Origin of the sequence: Lactococcus allomyrinae, from assembly GCF_003627095.1 — a bacterium.
Taxonomy (GTDB): domain Bacteria; phylum Bacillota; class Bacilli; order Lactobacillales; family Streptococcaceae; genus Lactococcus; species Lactococcus allomyrinae.
In genome coordinates this window covers 522,830-540,022 of sequence record NZ_CP032627.1, presented here as the reverse complement: position 1 = coordinate 540,022, position 17,193 = coordinate 522,830, and the positions used below count along the sequence as shown (strand labels likewise).

21 protein-coding genes and 2 pseudogenes are annotated in these 17,193 nt (G+C 42.0%); 1 reads left to right on the top strand and 22 read right to left on the bottom strand.

All coding sequences use genetic code 11. The annotated features are described in order from the left end of the window. Positions 1 to 180: 180 nt before the first annotated feature. The 20 genes and pseudogenes from D7I46_RS02655 to D7I46_RS02560 form a co-directional block, all read right to left on the bottom strand. Complete coding sequence (locus D7I46_RS02655; protein ID WP_120771473.1) at positions 181 to 711, bottom strand: cysteine hydrolase family protein; 531 nt, start codon at positions 709 to 711, stop codon at positions 181 to 183. After that, positions 708 to 1,952, bottom strand: coding sequence for a tryptophan synthase subunit beta (gene trpB, locus D7I46_RS02650; RefSeq protein ID WP_120771472.1), 1,245 nt, complete (start codon positions 1,950 to 1,952; stop codon positions 708 to 710). Before trpB ends, D7I46_RS02655 begins: the two co-directional genes overlap by 4 nt. After that, on the bottom strand, positions 1,949 to 2,752 hold the full coding sequence (locus tag D7I46_RS02645; RefSeq protein ID WP_120771471.1) for a hypothetical protein: 804 nt from the start codon (positions 2,750 to 2,752) through the stop codon (positions 1,949 to 1,951). The genes trpB and D7I46_RS02645 overlap by 4 nt, the downstream gene beginning before the upstream one ends. 9 nt (positions 2,753 to 2,761) lie before the next feature. Continuing rightward, on the bottom strand, positions 2,762 to 3,442 hold the full coding sequence (locus tag D7I46_RS02640) for an SDR family NAD(P)-dependent oxidoreductase (RefSeq protein ID WP_120771470.1): 681 nt from the start codon (positions 3,440 to 3,442) through the stop codon (positions 2,762 to 2,764). Then, positions 3,439 to 4,338, bottom strand: coding sequence for an alpha/beta fold hydrolase (locus D7I46_RS02635; protein WP_120771469.1), 900 nt, complete (start codon positions 4,336 to 4,338; stop codon positions 3,439 to 3,441). Before D7I46_RS02635 ends, D7I46_RS02640 begins: the two co-directional genes overlap by 4 nt. Before the next feature lie 35 nt (positions 4,339 to 4,373). Continuing rightward, positions 4,374 to 4,778, bottom strand: a complete 405-nt coding sequence (locus tag D7I46_RS02630; RefSeq protein WP_120771468.1) for a VOC family protein — start codon at positions 4,776 to 4,778, stop codon at positions 4,374 to 4,376. Between the two features lie 185 nt (positions 4,779 to 4,963). After that, on the bottom strand, positions 4,964 to 5,602 hold the full coding sequence (locus tag D7I46_RS02625) for an HAD family hydrolase (protein WP_120771467.1): 639 nt from the start codon (positions 5,600 to 5,602) through the stop codon (positions 4,964 to 4,966). Then, positions 5,599 to 6,132, bottom strand: coding sequence for a GNAT family N-acetyltransferase (locus D7I46_RS02620; protein WP_120771466.1), 534 nt, complete (start codon positions 6,130 to 6,132; stop codon positions 5,599 to 5,601). Before D7I46_RS02620 ends, D7I46_RS02625 begins: the two co-directional genes overlap by 4 nt. Before the next feature lie 463 nt (positions 6,133 to 6,595). After that, positions 6,596 to 7,168, bottom strand: a pseudogene (locus D7I46_RS13715) (phosphoribosylanthranilate isomerase); the annotation flags it as partial. Between the two features lie 3 nt (positions 7,169 to 7,171). Beyond that, complete coding sequence (locus tag D7I46_RS02610) at positions 7,172 to 7,654, bottom strand: GNAT family N-acetyltransferase (RefSeq protein WP_120771464.1); 483 nt, start codon at positions 7,652 to 7,654, stop codon at positions 7,172 to 7,174. Further along, positions 7,651 to 8,430: an indole-3-glycerol phosphate synthase TrpC gene (gene trpC, locus D7I46_RS02605; protein WP_120771463.1), complete on the bottom strand. Its 780-nt coding sequence runs from the start codon at positions 8,428 to 8,430 to the stop codon at positions 7,651 to 7,653. Before trpC ends, D7I46_RS02610 begins: the two co-directional genes overlap by 4 nt. Next, on the bottom strand, positions 8,427 to 8,996 hold the full coding sequence (locus tag D7I46_RS02600) for a histidine phosphatase family protein (RefSeq protein WP_120771462.1): 570 nt from the start codon (positions 8,994 to 8,996) through the stop codon (positions 8,427 to 8,429). Before D7I46_RS02600 ends, trpC begins: the two co-directional genes overlap by 4 nt. Further along, a complete protein-coding gene (locus D7I46_RS02595; RefSeq protein ID WP_120771461.1) occupies positions 8,993 to 9,259 on the bottom strand; it encodes a DUF3977 family protein in 267 nt (88 codons plus the stop codon). The genes D7I46_RS02600 and D7I46_RS02595 overlap by 4 nt, the downstream gene beginning before the upstream one ends. Then, positions 9,256 to 9,693 (bottom strand): GNAT family N-acetyltransferase, encoded by a 438-nt coding sequence (locus D7I46_RS02590; protein ID WP_120771460.1) that lies wholly within the window; start codon positions 9,691 to 9,693, stop codon positions 9,256 to 9,258. Before D7I46_RS02590 ends, D7I46_RS02595 begins: the two co-directional genes overlap by 4 nt. Then, positions 9,665 to 10,249 (bottom strand): GNAT family N-acetyltransferase, encoded by a 585-nt coding sequence (locus D7I46_RS02585; protein ID WP_120771459.1) that lies wholly within the window; start codon positions 10,247 to 10,249, stop codon positions 9,665 to 9,667. The genes D7I46_RS02590 and D7I46_RS02585 overlap by 29 nt, the downstream gene beginning before the upstream one ends. Further along, positions 10,242 to 10,706, bottom strand: a complete 465-nt coding sequence (locus D7I46_RS02580) for an HIT family protein (RefSeq protein WP_120771458.1) — start codon at positions 10,704 to 10,706, stop codon at positions 10,242 to 10,244. Before D7I46_RS02580 ends, D7I46_RS02585 begins: the two co-directional genes overlap by 8 nt. Before the next feature lie 542 nt (positions 10,707 to 11,248). After that, positions 11,249 to 12,255: pseudogene (gene trpD / locus D7I46_RS02575) on the bottom strand (anthranilate phosphoribosyltransferase). A gap of 166 nt (positions 12,256 to 12,421) precedes the next feature. Beyond that, positions 12,422 to 12,832: a VOC family protein gene (locus tag D7I46_RS02570; protein WP_120771457.1), complete on the bottom strand. Its 411-nt coding sequence runs from the start codon at positions 12,830 to 12,832 to the stop codon at positions 12,422 to 12,424. Positions 12,833 to 12,924: 92 nt separating this feature from the next. Next, complete coding sequence (locus tag D7I46_RS02565; RefSeq protein WP_120771456.1) at positions 12,925 to 13,368, bottom strand: GNAT family N-acetyltransferase; 444 nt, start codon at positions 13,366 to 13,368, stop codon at positions 12,925 to 12,927. A gap of 4 nt (positions 13,369 to 13,372) precedes the next feature. After that, positions 13,373 to 13,942: an aminodeoxychorismate/anthranilate synthase component II gene (locus tag D7I46_RS02560; protein ID WP_120771455.1), complete on the bottom strand. Its 570-nt coding sequence runs from the start codon at positions 13,940 to 13,942 to the stop codon at positions 13,373 to 13,375. Positions 13,943 to 14,029: 87 nt separating this feature from the next. Between D7I46_RS02560 and D7I46_RS02555 the strand changes: the two genes are divergently transcribed. Further along, positions 14,030 to 14,647 carry a VC0807 family protein gene (locus tag D7I46_RS02555; RefSeq protein ID WP_120771454.1) on the top strand — a complete coding sequence of 206 codons (618 nt, stop codon included), beginning with the start codon at positions 14,030 to 14,032 and terminating at the stop codon, positions 14,645 to 14,647. A gap of 83 nt (positions 14,648 to 14,730) precedes the next feature. Here the strand turns inward: D7I46_RS02555 and trpE are convergent, their stop codons facing one another. Further along, positions 14,731 to 16,098, bottom strand: a complete 1,368-nt coding sequence (gene trpE, locus D7I46_RS02550; protein ID WP_120771453.1) for an anthranilate synthase component I — start codon at positions 16,096 to 16,098, stop codon at positions 14,731 to 14,733. Between the two features lie 536 nt (positions 16,099 to 16,634). Then, positions 16,635 to 17,066 carry a phosphate-starvation-inducible protein PsiE gene (gene psiE, locus D7I46_RS02545; RefSeq protein ID WP_120771452.1) on the bottom strand — a complete coding sequence of 144 codons (432 nt, stop codon included), beginning with the start codon at positions 17,064 to 17,066 and terminating at the stop codon, positions 16,635 to 16,637. Between the last annotated feature and the right edge of the window lie 127 nt (positions 17,067 to 17,193).

Here is a 17,193-nt window from a genome sequence, read left to right as displayed (position 1 = left end):
ATGCTCCCCAATATTGCCCAGATTAATCCTAACAGTATGCCTAGTTGTGATTTGAATAAAAAAGCAGCAATTTCCACTGGTACAACGAATAGTATCAACCAAAAGATAGTGAAAATCCATCCCCCTATCGTCTGTGGTCTCAAACCCCAGCCAAAACGCCGAGCACGAAACATCCATTTTTTATCGTTCATTTTTCATCAAAATTTCCACTGTCGTCTGGATTTCTCCAATCTTTGGAAACTCATCTTTGATAATTTTTTCATAACCAGAAGCATTTCTATCCGCCGTTGCATCACGCACCAGAACGACGTCAAATCCTTGCTCTGCGACGGCATCTTTTGCTGATTTGAATACGCCATTACTTGTAGAAATCCCTGAGAAGAAAACTTTCGTAATACCTTGTGCTTTCAACTTTTCAGCTAAACCTGCGTCCGACTGCGTGAAAATTGATGGACCAAATTTTATTACTTCTTCTACGCCTGCAATATCTGTAATGAGCTGCCGTCCGAAAGCTTTTCCCCAACTTTTCGGCAAGATTTTTGGTTGCACACTGGTTACAAAAACAGGACAATTTTCCGCCAAAAAGTAGCTCATCAAAGCGCGATTATTTGCCTCGATTTCCACCCATGAGTAGGGGTACGGATGACTTACGATTTTTTGTATCGCTGCATTCAAATCAACAACGATAAGTGCTGAATGTTCTAGTTTCATTTCTCAATATCCTTTTTATACATCTTTTCATAATGTTCAAGACTTGTCTCGCCAGTTTCTAATCTTTCTTTAATCTGATTGACATCTTTGTCCCCACGACCAGACAGGCAGACAATCATCGCCTTATCTTTGCCGAGTTCCTTAGCCAATTTCACGGCGTAAGCAATGGCGTGCGAGCTTTCGAGTGCTGGGATAATGCCTTCTTGACGGCTGAGGAGTTGAAAAGCTTCGACCGCTTCGTCATCAGTAATATCGACGTATTTTGCCCGACCAATCGCGTTGAAATAGCTGTGTTCAGGGCCAATGCCAGGATAGTCAAGACCTGCAGAAATACTGAACGCTTCGAGGATTTGCCCGTTTTCGTCCTGCAGCACGTCCATCAGCTGCCCGTGGAGAATGCCGGGGCGACCGCTGGTGATTGTTGCTGCATTGTAAGGGCTGTCAATTCCCAAGCCCGCTGCCTCAACGCCGTACATTTCGACCGTTTCGTCATTGACAAAAGGATAGAAAAGGCCCATCGAGTTGGAGCCGCCGCCGACACAGGCGACCAGCGCATCAGGGAGCTTGCCCTCTTTTTCGAGAAATTGCGCCCGCGCCTCACGACCGATGACCGCCTGATAATCGCGCACAATCTGCGGATAAGGGTGCGGACCGAGGACGGAACCCATGACATAGTGCGTGTCCTCAACATTCGCGACCCACGCACGCAGCGCTGCATTGACCGCATCTTTGAGTACGCGCGAGCCGTCCGTCACACTGTGAACTTTCGCACCGAGCAATTCCATACGAAAGACATTGAGCGCTTGCCGCTTCACATCTTCTTCGCCCATGTAAATCGTACATTCCATGCCAAAAAGCGCCGCCGCTGTGGCTGTTGCCACGCCGTGTTGCCCTGCACCTGTCTCTGCGATGACCTTGTTCTTGCCCATTTTGCGAGCGAGCAGGACTTGTCCGAGGGCGTTGTTGATTTTGTGCGCACCCGTGTGGTTGAGGTCTTCACGCTTCAGGTAAATCTTGGCACCACCTGCGTAGTCGGTCAAGCGCTTTGCAAAATAAAGCGGATTTTCGCGCCCGACATAGTCTTTGAGCAAATAGTCAAGCTCCGCCTGAAATTCTGGGTCTTGTTGACTTTCTTCGTAAGCGGTTTCGAGTTCTTTAACGGCAGTCATCAGCGTTTCAGGGACGAATTGTCCGCCGAATTTGCCGTAGAAGCCTTTTTCGTCTGGTTTGTTGTAAGTCATGATTCTTCTCCTTCATCTGTTGTATTGATTAAATTCTTGCCAAGCTTGTATTCATGATGCTGATACCACGCTGCAAATCCGAAAAATATTATCAAAGTTCCTAGAAAGCTTATTCGAGCAATCCAGCCACTTTGCTGTGTAGTTCCAAATACTATTATAACAATAATTAAAACAATCAAGAATATCAATGATACCCTTTTTCTTATTTTTTTATCACTACTCTTAAAGTCCCCAATAGTAATATTCCATGTTTCATAAATTCTTTTTATTCTTCTAATTTTTACATCCGACATCTTTTCCAAAACTAATAAGTGATTTTGAAGTAACTCATAGGGTAAAATTAAGAACTGAGTTTTTTCTACTATGGGTTGTAGAAGGACACTATCTTTTAATATTCTCTTAAGAACAATAAATTCTTGTTCTTCCCCATCAATCTTTAATTTGGTAACTAATTTTTGTTGAAAGTCTTCTTGATACCATCTATTTAATGCCCAATAAATTAGAGATACTAGTAAAAACCCCGATATAATAATGTAGACAACAGCATTAGAACTTGAAATCGAGTTCTTTGGCTGCTTTCCTCCTTTTTCACTTAACGTGGTATAAATGCTTGTAATTATTATCGTAAAATATAATGTTATTTCGATTATATTGGATAGATGCCTAAAAAAACGTTGGTAGTTATTTTCTAAATTTCGCTCTACAGGAGTTGCTGATACTCTATCAATCAAAAATCTAGCCGTTATAATTACAACAGTCATCCAAGAAATAGAGGAAAGTACAATCTTTATTAAATTCATTTTTCTTCCTTACCAATCCACTGTTTTTCCTTGATAATCCAAAAACTGAATGCCAACTTCGCCTAAGTGTTGCGTGATGACTTGCACTAAGCCTGCGGTGCTTTCTGTGACGGTCAAGGGTGCTTGTCCCGCGCTATTTCCCAAATCAGTCTTCACCCAGCCTGGATGCAAAAGCAAAATGGACTGTTCAGGATTTTTTGCACTGTAGGATTTCATCAGTTGGTTCAATGCAGACTTGCTGGCGCGATATACCGCATTGTCTCCTCGTGTATTTTGACTAATTGATCCTTGACGTGAGGAGGTCAGCGCAAGTGTGCCCTTGTTCGTTAATAAATTTGCCATCAGCTCAATCAATTTTGCAGGGGCATAAGCGTTGGTCAGCATGATTTTGCTAAATTCGTCAGCTGTAACCTCACTGACAGGTTTGTCAGCAATCGCGATACCTGCATTGACAAGGATTAAATCAAATTTCTGCGCTGACAGACGACTAATCAACGCACTCACTTCGTCATCTCGCGTAATATCGACCTGCTCAACTTGGATAGCTTCTATTTTTTGTGCCAAATCATGTAACAACGTTCCTGACGACTGACGGACTGTACCTGTCACTTGCCACTCTTCCTCAGATAAGGCTCTGACAAGCCCCAAGCCAATCCCCCTTGAGGCACCTATAATTAAAGCGTACTTCATCTTTTCTCCTCCTTGATTTTTTGACTAAAATGCTCCAAAAACCACGTTTCAACTTGCGCTTGAATTTTTTCTGCATCAGGATGGGCATAGAACGCGAGATGTGTGCCATTTTTCACTAGGATAAGCTGACTATTGCTAAGCCGTTTGTGTGCATTTTCACTGTAAAAAGGAAGCACATCGGTATCTACGTCACCTTGGACAATCAGTACTGGACAGTGCACTTTTTCTAACTCTAGGCGATCAATCTTGGCATAATTTTTAACATCATTGTCCCAACCTGGCTTTCGCTTACCGACCCAATTCATGGTTTTTGCCACGTCAAGAACGGCTTTACGCTGCGCTGAATGCGCCATCACGCTTTCTGTCTGCTTCTGAACTTCTGCATTGCTGAGCTTTCCCTCACCTGCCAGCGCACCGCTGATAATCTGTTTTGGTGTAACCTTTGCAAGAAAATGAACAAGAGATTTCCCAAAGGCTGTGCCATAGAGAAACCTGTCCGACGCAGGATAAGGTGGGCAAATCCAACGCTCACTCACTGCTGCAATCATCACCATGCTCGAAATCTGCTCTGGATGGCGCACCGCCAAACGATAAGCAGATGGACCGCCACCTGACCAAGCCAAAACTGCTGCACGTTTAATCTTTAGATGCTCAAGCATTGCGGCAATCAAATCGGCTTCGTGGTCAATCGAATCATCTTTTTCATTCAGCAGCGTTCCGAGATAACCAGGTCGTGAAAAGGCAATTTTTTGAAATTTGTCTGATGGTAAAAAATCAAGCATCATTTTCGCGCCGTCCCAGCCGCCAGGACTGCCATGAATGGCAATAACTGGAAAGCCTGTTCCTTCTATCTCTACTTCAATCTTTCCCTGTTTTGTTGTGATGATTTCTGGCATTTTGTTCCTTTCAGTTCTGATTTTTAGAGGTACCCTTAAGCATTTCTTGAAATAAATTCAATCCGATTTCCACTTGGTTCATGAATCATAAAATGGCGTGCTTCTGTTGTACCGAGGGTTTCTGGCGCAAACTCAATGTTGATCGTTTGCTCATTTTTTATTTTAGCAAATAACTGGTCGAGCTGCTCATGATTTGGGACACGAAAAGCGAGATGGTGGAGTCCAATATGATGCCTACGGTCAAAATCCAGAATTTCAGCGTCATCTTTTGCCTGCCAGAGCGTCATCATGACTGCGTCATCAGCAACAAACACCGCTGGATATTCTGGACGCTCGCCCACTTTTTTGAAACCTAAGCAGTTGATGAAAAAGTTCGTGCTGGCTGTTAAATCTTTCACGGTTAGACCGATATGGTCTATGCCAGATGTTGAATACGACATTTTTGTTCTCCTTGAAGTGATTACTCCATCGTTGAGGGAGAAAGAATCCCCCAACGATGTTAGTAGAACGAAAGCAGAGTTTAGTGCTGCTTATCCCGCCACCTAAGATAGGATCTAGCGTTTAGAGATATGCTAGTTGTTACACCTAGGTGGGGAATTAGTACGCACTTGCTAAGTTAAACCTGTTACAAATCAAACAACTCTTTCAAACTTTCAACTTCCAAATCTGGCTCATAAGCCCTTGAAATCGGTATCTGATAAGCTCCAAAGCCTTGTTTGACCCATATCGTTTTCATTCCAAGCTGTTTGGCGGGAAAGATATCATTATCCAGTCTATCCCCAATCATACAAATATTTTCTGGCTCACAATCACAGAATTCCAGCGCTGTTTTAAATATTTCCAAGTTTGGTTTTGCAATACCAAAATCTGCGGATGAATTCATGAAATCTATTTTATCTTGTAACTGCCATTTTTTTAGAAGATCTGCACCTGTCAGCGATTGGTTGGCGATGATTCCTATTTTATAGCGTTGTCGCAACTTGTCTAAGAGCGGCAAGGTCTCTGCATAGAGTTGCTCAAGTTGATGGGGATAAGACACTATTTTGTCGCTCCCCAGATTTTCCATGACTGCTAGATACTGCGGTTCATAACGTTTTGAAGCATTGCACATTTCCTGAAAAAATTGTTGTTCAGTCATTGAAATACCTTGCTCTACAAGGAGTTTCACACTTTCTCTGATTCGTATTTCTTGTGCTTTTTCTTCGTTGATAAGTGTCGAACCTAGGTCAAAGAAGAGCCATTTCATATTTTTAAACTTAGTCATAATTCTTCTCTCAGAATCCCATATTTCACCGAGTCATACCAATTTCCCTGCCAAAAGCGGACTTTGCGGATTTGTCCTTCGCGCTGTAAGCCACATTTTTCGCCGAGTTTCATCATGCCTGGATTTCCTGACCAAGTGGTGAAGCCAAGGTGTTGGATTTCGGGGTAAGTGTCGAAAAGTTGCCGCATCCATAGGCGTACAGCGGCTGCGCCAATACCTTTGCCCCAAAGCCTGCTGTCATAGATAACAAGTCCAAACTCCAGCCAGTTTTGCAAGTCGCCGTCATACCAGTGGCTCGAAAGTTGCCCGACAATCTGATTTTCATAGATAATCAGTGCAAAATTCGATTGGTTGATTTTAGGAGCGATTTTTGCTGAAAATTCTTCCCAAGTCAAAATCGGGTTTTGAAAATACGGACCGTTGTACGCCATCCAGGTCAAATCCGCTTTTTGACCGTAGCTGATTGCCCATAATTCATGTAAATCCGCTTTTTGAATGGAGCGAATCGTTACTTCGCTTTCAGCGGTCATTTTCCAGCTCCTTTAATTTTTCTAAAATCACTTTATCTTTGTACTTATCATTGCGCCAGTTGTCGCGAGTTGCTGCTTCGTAGATTTTGATATTTTGCTGAAGATTTGGCAAATAAAATTCACCGAGTTCACTTTTTGATAACGCTGTAAAATCAACGTTAGCATAGTTTTTCAGCGTTTCAACATTGGCAAAGCCAACATGGATATTCCCTTTTTCAAACTTGTGCTCGTGCCAATCAATCAAGTGGTAGCCTAAGTCTTCCATCAGCACTGACAGTCGGTCAAATTGCGCAAAATCAGACTGTCGAAGCTGAATGTCGATGTCGTCAGGATTGGTCGAAAACCCAGCCACCAACTGGACGGCAACGCTTCCCATCAGATAGGGGATGATGCCATGTGCATTGAGCCTTTGCGTGAGGGTCAGAAACGCTGTCAGCAAATCGTCATAATGTGCCAGACTTGCATTTTGAATGAAAGTACAGATTTTCGTCAAATCCTTGACCCCATCTGTCTCCACACCAGACGACACGTCCACGCCGTAAAAGTGAGGAAAATCCTGAAAATGCTGCACCGCTGCTGCCACATTGTCGGGGGTCAAGCCGCCCGCCACAAAAAAGGGCAATGACAGGCTGTCAGCCCGCACGCTTGTCCAGTCAAACGTCTGACCGCTGCCGCCTTTTGGGCTGTCTAAAAGCAACATAATATTTTCATATTGGGCAATCTTTGCGAAATCACTGACAGCTTTAATCACAGGCACTGACATCTGACGGATATAGTCCATGTCTTCGTCACCGTGCAGCTGCACGAGGTCAAGCCCAGCAATCGCCACCGCATTTTTGACAAATTCAATCGATTCGTTGACAAACACGCCAACTTTTTTGACCGATTTTGGTAGGTTTTCTGTCAGCGTACTGACAGCTTCTGGTGTGACTTGACGGTGCGATTTTGACAGGATAAAGCCGAGGTGTGTTGCGCCGTTTTTGACCGCTTCGTCAACGGCAGATTTTGTGCGGAGACCGCAGATTTTGATGTTCATTTTTTAATCCTTTTCATAAGCCACTAAATCCATAAATTCATTATAACGCTGAACTTCTCCAATACGCTTATACCCCAGTTTTTCATAAAGATGTACGTTCCCTTTTTCCTGAAAAATCGTGTCCAACTCCCAACCATTTTTTGGATGATAAAGTTGTTCCAACTGGTAAAACATTTCTTGTGCCAAACCCTGATTTTGAAAATTGGGCAAAATTCCCAATGGTGACAAACGCACACGCTCTCGCTTTTCAGGGAAAAATTTCAGCTCAATCACACGCACAAATCCAACATTTTTTCCATCAGTTCTGACAAAATATACCGTTGTAAAATCTTGTGCAAACCAGCGTGCAATCCGCTCCTGCGATAGATTCGCGGGGTTGATTTCATTATCATGGTATTTCTCAAGCAAAGGCGTGAAAATAGTTTTTAGCATCTTTGTCAGTTCTGACAAGTCTGTCAGTTGGACTTTTATTAATTCAATATTCATCTTTTCACTTTTAATTCTGTCAGTGCTGACGAAACATTACCCGACTGCATCAGCGCCGTCCCGACTAAAATTCCGTTGAAACTGTCAGCAACTAATTCTGCCTCGAAAGCAGAGAAAATGCCACTCTCCGAGATATAGACATTTTCAGGCTTAAAATATTTCACTAAATCCAATGAACTTTGCAAACTGACCTCGAAAGTTTTGAGATTGCGGTTGTTCACGCCGATAATTTTTGCACCCAGTGCATGTGCACGGTCGAGCTCAGGCTTATTGTGTGTCTCAATCAACACTTCAAGCCCTAATGAAAGCGCATACTCATACAATTCTTGAAGCACCGAAAAATCATTTTCAAAACAAGCGACAATCAGTAAAATCACGGTCGCACCAGCATTCACGGCTCGGTCAATCTGTTTTTTGTCAATGATAAAATCTTTGTTCAGCGTCGGAATGCTCACGACGCTCGAAATCTCACGCAAATACTCAATATCGCCCTTGAAAAACACAGGGTCGGTCAGCACGGAAATCATCGCCGCACCCGCCTTTTCATAGCTTTTCGCCTGCGCCACCAAATCCACCTCCGTGTTGATGTCCCCCAAACTTGGCGAGGCTTTTTTGCACTCTGCGATAATTTGGAGCTGATTGCCATGATTTTTCAAGAAATCGTAGAGCTTGTATGTTGCACGCACTTCTCGTGGCTGTTCCTGCTGCATTTCCGCGACTTCACGCGACTTCTGCGCGAGGATTGTTTCTAAAAATTTTCCTTGTTCTATGTTCATATTTCTGTCATTTCTTTCTTAGATAAATAGCTCGTTCCATCAAACTCTAGTTTGATGATATAGGGCATCACATCCGCAATCCGCAGAAAATCTGCCACGCCAAAGCTCGAATCATAATAGTTGAGTAGTGTTGAAAGTGCTGTGCCATGCGTCCCAACAATCAGCGTCCGTCCGTCATTTTCTGTCAAAATCTGCTTCAACGCATGAATATTTCGCTTCTGCACCTCTTGTAAACTCTCGCCATTTTCATGTTTATAAGAAAAATCAGCCCACTGTCGTCTTGTATATGCTTCAAAGTCCAAATGCCAAGCCCCGTTTTCTCGCTCACGCAAATCCGAGATTTCCAAAATTTCCAGTCCCTTTATTCGTGCAATCGGCTCAACCGTCTGCACCGTTCGCAAGTAAGAACTAGAATAAATCTTGTCAATTTTGACAGCTTCAAAGCGCTTGACAAGTTCGTCAGCCCGCCTCAGACCCTCATCAGTCAAGGGACGATGCGCATCATTTTTGACCGACTGGTCAGAACGGTCAGGCACTGAGTGCCGAATAAAATAAACCGTTGTCATCCTTTTTCTCCCCACTTTCCAATCACAAACTTAAAATTTCGACGTGTTTTCTTTCTGACCGAAAAATGCGGACTTTGACTATCAAAAATCAAGACAGTTTTCCCTAACCAAATTCTAACATAACGTGAGACAAGTTTATCAGGTTTGACCGAAATTTTGAGCCGTTTCTCCGTGCCATCAGCATGTTCAATTTCTACGCTACGTCCAAAACCAAAACGATTATTGTCAAGGTCAAAACCGATTTCTATGAAAATTTTATTCATAGCTCAATCGCCATCATAAAATCCTCGTGCCCCAAACGCTCATTTTTAAAGGCGCTACTCGTTAACACAAAACCCATTTTCTTGTAAAATCCAACTGCTGTCCCCCGCGCTTCCACGATACATTTTTCAAAATTTTGCGCAAGTAAATCAGTAAATAACGCCTGAACCAATTGACTACCAACCCCTGATTTTTGTCGGTCAGATTTGACAGCAAAAGCACAAAGTTGAGCTGTTTTCGATGTTTTCTCAAAATAATTGACCGTGCCAATCAGCTCATCATTTTCAAAAGCACCTAAGAAAATATTTTCAACTTCATAATCCAGATTCTCATCATAAATCGTCACACCAAAGGGCTGACGCAAAATCTTATCCCGCAAAGCAAGCGTTTCAGCATAATGCGCTTCATCAGCCCTCCGATATTTTATAATTTCCATCCTTTACCTCATCCAAATATTCAGCACGTGTCAATGCCCAATAATCCGCCAGCACAGATTTTTCTTCTTTTTTCATATAAATCCAAATCCGTCCAATTTTATGCATCCCCACTTTTTCCATCACTCGTCCAGACTTCTGATTCACAGCATAATGGTCGGCAATAATCACGTTTAATTTAAGTGTATTAAAGGCAAAATCACGCAAAACACTTGCCGCTTCAGGCATCAAACCTTTCCCCCAGTAATTTCGATTTAAAGCCCAACCAAAAGTACCAGAATCTCCCTTTATCCAGAGAGCGATTGTTCCAATGACCTTATTTGTCGCTTTGTCAACAATTCCCCAGTTTTCTAAACGATTGGGAATAAAGTAATTCACAATTCCATCTTTCGTTATGTCCAAGTTTTCATGTGGCGGATAAGTGACATAGCGCGCTACCTCTGGGTCACTTGTAAACTCAAACATATCCTCAGCATCCGCCAAAGAAATTTTTCGCAAAATGAGTCGATTCGTTTCAAAAGTCTCGTGCTCTGCTAAAATAATTTTACTATCATTCATTACTTGCTCCTTCTTTCATCGCTCCTCTCAATCGCTCAATAGGAACATTATTTTCATCATAAGTTTGTCGTTCTTTTACAAAATTTGTTGAACCAATTTTTTCGCCAGCATAGCGTGGGAGGAGCTGCGCATGAAAATGATTGGCTTTTCCGTCGCACATACTACAAAGATACACGCGCTCTGCCTTTAGCTCCGTTTTCAACACATTCATCAATTTTTTAGCAATGATAAAAACGTGTGCACAAAGTTCATCGGGCAAAGTTGCCATATCGTCATAATGCGCCTTAACAAGAATAATTGTATGACCTTTCGCACGAGGTCTTTCTTCTAAAAAACAATAAAGCCATTCATCCTCAAAAATCAGACGCTCTGTAAAATTGGAATATACGCCACCATGTTCAAAATTATAACAAGTTGGGCAAATCCCTTGCTCCTGCAATTCTTGCACGATTCCCATGTTTTTTACCTCTCTTTTTTGAAATGATTACTTCATCAGCTGGGAATTTTCCCCTTGCAGATGTTAGGGTACAACCTCACATCAAAGATATGAGGTCACCTTGTCCCTGAAGCCTATCTCGCTTTGCTACGCTGTCGATTTGACTAACCAGCTAAAGTCTGAAGTTCAAATCGCGATTGCTAAAGTACTGAGACCCTAGGGCAGTAGAACGAAAGAAAAGCTTGCTATTTCGCCTTATCGCTTTGCCTCTATCATTAGCATATGGATAGAGGACAGCGGAGCAACGGAGTTGCGGAGACCGTTTGGAGAACGGCGTGAGTTGCGACTTCGACTAGGCACTTTCGTGCCGTAGCGAACCACTTCGCCTTGCTGCTTTAGCAGCTTAGAGCGAATGGATACCCGTGGTAAATCGACAGGAGATATAGCGAATAGATAAAGTAGTGAAGCGGAGATAGTGCTACTTTATCCATCCACCTCAAAGAGGTGGGGGATTTAGCAAGCACTTGCTTGGTTGAATTATACTTTTCCCAATTCTTTATTTTTTATCCCACTTGCTCAGCCTGCAACTCTCGCAATTTTGCAAGTGCACTCCCCTCTGCAATGACTTCGCGCGCAAGCTGAACACCGTCTTTCACGCTTTCGACTTTGCCATTTGCAAAGAAACCTAAGCCTGCGTTTAAAACTGTTGTTTCCAAGAATGGGGAGGCTTCATTTTCTAGTACTTTGACTAATATTTCTGCATTTTCAGGGGCTTCGCCGCCTCGGATTTCGTTGAGTTGGATTTCTTTCATTCCGAGGTCTCTAGCTGTAAACTCATGTAGGCTGACTTCGCCATTTTCAAGTAGCGCATAGCGATTGACACCAAAAAGTGCTGCCTCATCCATACCGCCCTCGCCTGTAATCACCACTGCACGTCTGCGCCCTAAGCCTTTTAAGACATTTGCCGTCAACTCTAGCAAATCAGGACGTGAAGTGCCGAGGAGCTGCGTATCAAGAGAAACCGGATTAATCAAAGGCCCCGTCAAGTTCATAATCGTTGGAATTTCAAGCTGTCTACGCACTGGCGTGAAATATTTCATCGCAGGATGTAAATTTTGTGCGAAAAGAAAGACTAATCCAACTCTATCAAAGACCTGAGCTAGTTTTTCTTCTGGCAGATAAAGGTTGATACCAAGTGCTTCAAGCACATCTGCCGAGCCAGATTTGCTGGTAATTGAGCGATTCCCGTGCTTTGCCATGTGGACACCACCAGCGGCTAAAACAAATGCTGAAGTAGTAGAGATATTAAAACTAAACGAGCGGTCACCCCAGTTCCGCAATTATCCATCGCATCCGTGACTTGAGTTGGAATTTTCAGACTGGCTTTTTGAAGGGCGCGCGCCAAACCTGTCAGCTCACTCGCCGATTCGCCTTTCATTTTCAGTGCGACAAGAAAACTTGCGATTTGCACCTCGCTGAGTTCGCCTTGAATAATACTGTTTGCCAGCATATTCATTTCGTTTTCGGTCATATCTCGACCTGCAATTACTTTTTCGAGTTCATTTTTCATAATAAGATGTGAGTTCGATTGCTCAAGAGCCTAGAACACTAGGAAAATATGGTTCTCTCGCATAGCGACAGCTTCCATTTTATCTAATCGTCTAGCTCCCCAAGAGGGCGAACTCAATTCCTTTCTCTATTTTCTATTTAATTTTATCTTTAGATATTTGTCAAAATTATTTTATCTCTGTTAAAAAATTTCTGTCTAGTCCATGTTCTTGCCCATTGTGACAAACGGCTTCAATTCGATAGCCATCAGGGTCAATGATAAAAGCAGCATAATAATTTTCGTGATAGTCTTTACGGTATCCAGGAGCACCATTATCTACTCCCCCATTTTCAATTGCTTCCTTATAAAATTCGTCAACTGCTTCATTACTTTTTACTTCAAAAGCATAATGAAAAGGATATGGTTCTCCTTCAAAAAAACAAAAATCACCAAAAGGATCCTGCGAAATACCATCTGTATAGCCAGTTTCTCTAGTACCTGTGCGATGAATCTTGTAACCAAGCGGTTTAAGCGCTGCGTCATAAAACTTTTTTGAACGCATACAATCCTTAACTGCAATACCGAAGTGATTAATCATAATTTATATCTCCTTTTTTTAAAATTTTGTTTTGTCAGAGCTGATGATTTCATCTGTCAGATTTGACAGTTCTTTCAAATTCTTTCACTATTTCATAGCTCCTTGCGAAACACAAAACTCGTCCGCATCAGTTTCATCTTTTCTTCGTAAAAACGATGGGCGTCCACACGTTGCAGCCCTGAGGTCAAAACCAACATTTCACAGCCCAGACGTTTTCCTTCTTCTGTCAGTGCTGACAGAAGTATTTTGCCGTAACCTTGACCTCTGAGCGCAACGTCCGTGACCAGCTCGTACACGAAAATGTGCCGCCCCTCATAGAGGTTGAGTTGTTCAGCGAAACCTGCGTAGGCGATGATTTTGTCAGCAACGGTCAGCACGAAAACGCGGTAGTCTTGCATTTGTGCGGTTACTGACAGAAAATCTGTCAGTGGTAAATCCTGCCGTAACTGATGAACAAGGGGATATGCCTGCTCAAATTCTGCCTGCGCCAGCTCTTTTATGATAAGTTGCTCAGAAATTGCTTTGATTATTTTCATAAAGTCATCCCATTTTTTTCACAAAATTCTCAATCATCGTCATACCATCAAGCGTACCAATACTTTCAGGGTGAAATTGAAGGCCATAAATGCCCAACTTCTCGTTTTCAATCGCCATAATTTCGCCGTCATCTATGGCAAGTGCGGTAATCGCAAAATCAGGCAGCGCAACATTTTCGTCCATCACAATCGAATGATAGCGCATGACTGAAAATTTGCTGGGGAGATTACTAAAAAGCAAGTTTCCTGAAGTCTGACGGACTTGCGAATTTTTGCCATGCTTGACCGCGTGTGCCAAGCGTAAGTTTCCACCAAAGCTCTCGACAATGGCTTGAAAACCGAGACAAATGCCCAAAACTGGTTTTTTACCCGCAAAATCCGCAATCATCTGCTCCATCTTCCCCGCATCAGCTGGCCAACCTGGTCCTGGTGAAAAAATCAATCCGTCAGCCTGCTCTGCGACATCGTAAAGCCGGGCATCATCATTGCGCAACACCTGCACATCGGTCAAACTACCGACATACTGGGCGAGATTGTAGGTGAAACTATCATAGTTGTCAATTATTAAAATCACTGTTGTTCCTTCTTTCAATTCAGACTTTGGTCTGATGATTAACCTGTTTTTATGTGCTAAAATAACTTACAGATCGGAGATTATCAAATGTTACCCAAAATTAAAGCCTTTATTCAGCCAAAAATGCTTGTCGGAATTCTCATTAACTGGATTATTCCAATTATTCTCGTTGCTCTTCTCAAAATGCTACATTTTTCTGATGCGAGCGCCTTGTTATTATCTGCACTTATCCCCGTAATTTACACATTGGAAGAAAGTATTCGCAAGCACAAGCTCGATCCAATGGGATCTATTAGTGTCATTGCTTTTGCAATCAGCTTACTTGTCGCCTTTTTCTCACATGGAAATGGCTTGCTCATCAAGATTTTTGTACCTTCGATTTATCTTATAATTGGTCTTATTTTGATTGGCTCTTTTTTGGTCAAGAAGCCTTTTCTCATGAAGCTCATCACGAAAGCCAATCGCACGCTCGCTACACGAGCCCATGCGCACCCTGAATGGGTAAAGCGCATTGATACGTTAGGCACGCTGATTTTCGGCGTAATCTTGGTAGTTCATTCTGCCTTGCAAATTTGGCTGGCTTTTAACACTTCTACCGTCACCTATGTCTGGGGTGGAAGACTGCTGACACTTGCGACTATGGTCATTTGCGGACTGGCTGCTTTTATCACTATGCGCCACAATAAACGAACATTGAGCAAATAAATTTGGAGATTACCCTGAGGGTGATCTTTTTTATCTGAGTTGATATTTCATTATCAAGAACTCTCTTTCCTAAAAATAGCTCACTATTCCCCAATCTCCAACAATCCCCGTGCCTTGTTCAATGTTTCTTGATATTCCAATTCTGGCACAGAGTCGTAAACAATACCTGCGCCTGCTTGCACATAGGCTTTTTTGTTTTTCAAAATCATCGTCCGAATGGCAATCGCAAAATCACAGTTTCCGTTTTTCGTCAAATAACCAATCGCACCACCGTAAATCCCACGCTTGTCTTGCTCAAATTCGTAAATGCGCTGATAAGCACGGTGTTTTGGAGCACCTGACAGAGTGCCAGCAGGCAAAGTCGCAAGCAGGGCGTCCATTGCGCTAAATTCTGGACGTAATTGACCTTTTACCTCACTTGTGATGTGCATGACATAGCGATATTTTTCTACTTTCATAAAGACTGGAACACTGATTGAACCGTACTCTGACAGCTTTCCGATGTCGTTTCGTCCAAGGTCAACCAGCATTTTATGCTCAGCGATTTCTTTTTCGTCATTTTCCAATTCTTCAATGAGTCGTTGATCCTCAAACTCCTCTGCGCCACGTTTTCTCGTTCCTGCGATTGGGTTGGTTGAGACTTGATTGCCATGCACTGCAACCAGCCGCTCAGGCGATGAGCCAATCACGTGAAAATCGTCAAATTCAAGAAAATACATATAAGATGACGGATTTTCCACGCGCAACTGACGGTAATAATCAAAAGGATTTTCTGTGAAATCTGCACTCAATCGTTGTGACAAAACGATTTGGAACATATCGCCATTCTTGATTAAAGCTTTGGCTGCCTCAACTTTTTCCTTGAACGCCTCCTTTGTCGTGTTACTTGTGAAATTCATTTTTGAAAGTTTCGGAATTCGTTTTTCTGCTTCTGTCAGCACTGACAGCACCTCGATTTTTTCTGTCAGCGCTGTTTGGAGTGCTGCTTCTGCTCTGTGACTGTAAATGTTATCTTCAATCAGGATCAATTTTTCGCGCTTGTGGTCAAAGACAATCGCATTTTCATAAAGCATAAAATATAAGTCTGGCGTGCCGATCTCATCACTCAGCTCTGGCTGAATGTTCTCAAAGAGACCGTAAGTGTCAAATCCTGCGTAGCCAATCGCACCGCTCGTAAAAGGTAAATTGTCTTCATCATTTCTGTCAGCAAGACAAACTAACTTTTCAACAAACTTCAAAGGCTTGTCAGTACTGACAACTTCATCATTCACTGTCAAAACTTCGTCAGTAAACTTCACCTGTTTAACAGGATTTAAAGCAATGATTGAAAAACGTGACTGGTCATTTTCTCTTGGAATCGACTCCAAAATCACCTTATTTTTCCCCTTCAAACGAAGATATACTGAAATGGGTGTCAATGTGTCTGCTGGGATTTCTTTTATTATTCTCATTATTTTCTCTCTTTTTGTTTTACTTTTTTAATTTTTTATACTCATTTATTAAATTTTGCCATCGCTTCATTGCTCACTCTCCTTTTAACTGGTTCACAGTGGCACGCCCATAATCCTATTAGGATTATGGACTACAACTGCGTTAGTTACAAAATGAAAAAATAATCATTTTTCGTTTTGAGACGTCAAAAAACCCGCAGAGTAAAAATACTCTACGGGCGTATTCCACGCGGTGCCACCGTAATTTAAGAGTCCAAAAGGTACTTAAAAAGACTCATCTTCTTCTCGTCCAACAACAAGTAGCTCGGTATCGGGAGCATCCGTGATTTTTATTGTTTCAAATCATTTTTGCGATAAAACATTATCAACTTTAAAATCAGTCCATTCACTCTCTTGAATCTATCTGCTCGCACAACCGCAGACTTCCTGAAAAATTTTTATAGAGAGCTACTCTTCTGATGTTGTTCATATTGTAAAACTTTTCTATAGGCTTGTCAAGGATTTTATAATAAAAAATTCAGATAATTATCTGAATTCTATAAATGTTCTTCGTTTTTATCTTCTGTAAAAATAAACCTTTTCAATACAACCACACCAATGATTAGCAACAAAATACTACTAGATATTGCAATCAAGCCAATCAGTTGGTCATGGTAGGTCAATAATACTCGGATTAAAGAAGTAATTCCTAGGGATAATAAGAAAATAAGTGAAACATGGCCTTTATTTCGAATTGATGTAATGATCAATGTTAAAAACTCAAAGAAAATAAAGAAAGAAAGAATACTTTGTAAAACTTCATAATAATGTGTTGATGAATCAGCCTGAAACGCCATTGTTATCATACTGTAGATTTCCCTAAAAAGAAAAAATACAATAACAAGTCCCACAACCATCAATGACAAGAAACTAATTCTTGACAAAAATTTCACCATTTTCTCATCAATATGGTCAAAAAATTTTTTCACAATATTCCCCTTTTAAAATATAATCCACTATCTTGATTTCTTCGTCTTTTTTAACCTAGTAAGCGTATACTTTCGTTCTACTACCCTAGGGTCTTAGCGCTTTGCAACTCGATTTGTGGCTTTAGCC

Bases quoted from the DNA above. Each gene is read 5' to 3' on its own strand.
- D7I46_RS02655 (WP_120771473.1), bottom strand. From the start codon at position 711: ATGAAACTAGAACATTCAGCACTTATCGTTGTTGATTTGAATGCAGCG.
- trpB (WP_120771472.1), bottom strand. From the start codon at position 1,952: ATGACTTACAACAAACCAGACGAAAAAGGCTTCTACGGCAAATTCGGC.
- D7I46_RS02645 (WP_120771471.1), bottom strand. From the start codon at position 2,752: ATGAATTTAATAAAGATTGTACTTTCCTCTATTTCTTGGATGACTGTT.
- D7I46_RS02640 (WP_120771470.1), bottom strand. From the start codon at position 3,442: ATGAAGTACGCTTTAATTATAGGTGCCTCAAGGGGGATTGGCTTGGGG.
- D7I46_RS02635 (WP_120771469.1), bottom strand. From the start codon at position 4,338: ATGCCAGAAATCATCACAACAAAACAGGGAAAGATTGAAGTAGAGATA.
- D7I46_RS02630 (WP_120771468.1), bottom strand. From the start codon at position 4,778: ATGTCGTATTCAACATCTGGCATAGACCATATCGGTCTAACCGTGAAA.
- D7I46_RS02625 (WP_120771467.1), bottom strand. From the start codon at position 5,602: ATGACTAAGTTTAAAAATATGAAATGGCTCTTCTTTGACCTAGGTTCG.
- D7I46_RS02620 (WP_120771466.1), bottom strand. From the start codon at position 6,132: ATGACCGCTGAAAGCGAAGTAACGATTCGCTCCATTCAAAAAGCGGAT.
- D7I46_RS02610 (WP_120771464.1), bottom strand. From the start codon at position 7,654: ATGAATATTGAATTAATAAAAGTCCAACTGACAGACTTGTCAGAACTG.
- trpC (WP_120771463.1), bottom strand. From the start codon at position 8,430: ATGAACATAGAACAAGGAAAATTTTTAGAAACAATCCTCGCGCAGAAG.
- D7I46_RS02600 (WP_120771462.1), bottom strand. From the start codon at position 8,996: ATGACAACGGTTTATTTTATTCGGCACTCAGTGCCTGACCGTTCTGAC.
- D7I46_RS02595 (WP_120771461.1), bottom strand. From the start codon at position 9,259: ATGAATAAAATTTTCATAGAAATCGGTTTTGACCTTGACAATAATCGT.
- D7I46_RS02590 (WP_120771460.1), bottom strand. From the start codon at position 9,693: ATGGAAATTATAAAATATCGGAGGGCTGATGAAGCGCATTATGCTGAA.
- D7I46_RS02585 (WP_120771459.1), bottom strand. From the start codon at position 10,249: ATGAATGATAGTAAAATTATTTTAGCAGAGCACGAGACTTTTGAAACG.
- D7I46_RS02580 (WP_120771458.1), bottom strand. From the start codon at position 10,706: ATGGGAATCGTGCAAGAATTGCAGGAGCAAGGGATTTGCCCAACTTGT.
- D7I46_RS02570 (WP_120771457.1), bottom strand. From the start codon at position 12,832: ATGATTAATCACTTCGGTATTGCAGTTAAGGATTGTATGCGTTCAAAA.
- D7I46_RS02565 (WP_120771456.1), bottom strand. From the start codon at position 13,368: ATGAAAATAATCAAAGCAATTTCTGAGCAACTTATCATAAAAGAGCTG.
- D7I46_RS02555 (WP_120771454.1), top strand. From the start codon at position 14,030: ATGTTACCCAAAATTAAAGCCTTTATTCAGCCAAAAATGCTTGTCGGA.
- trpE (WP_120771453.1), bottom strand. From the start codon at position 16,098: ATGAGAATAATAAAAGAAATCCCAGCAGACACATTGACACCCATTTCA.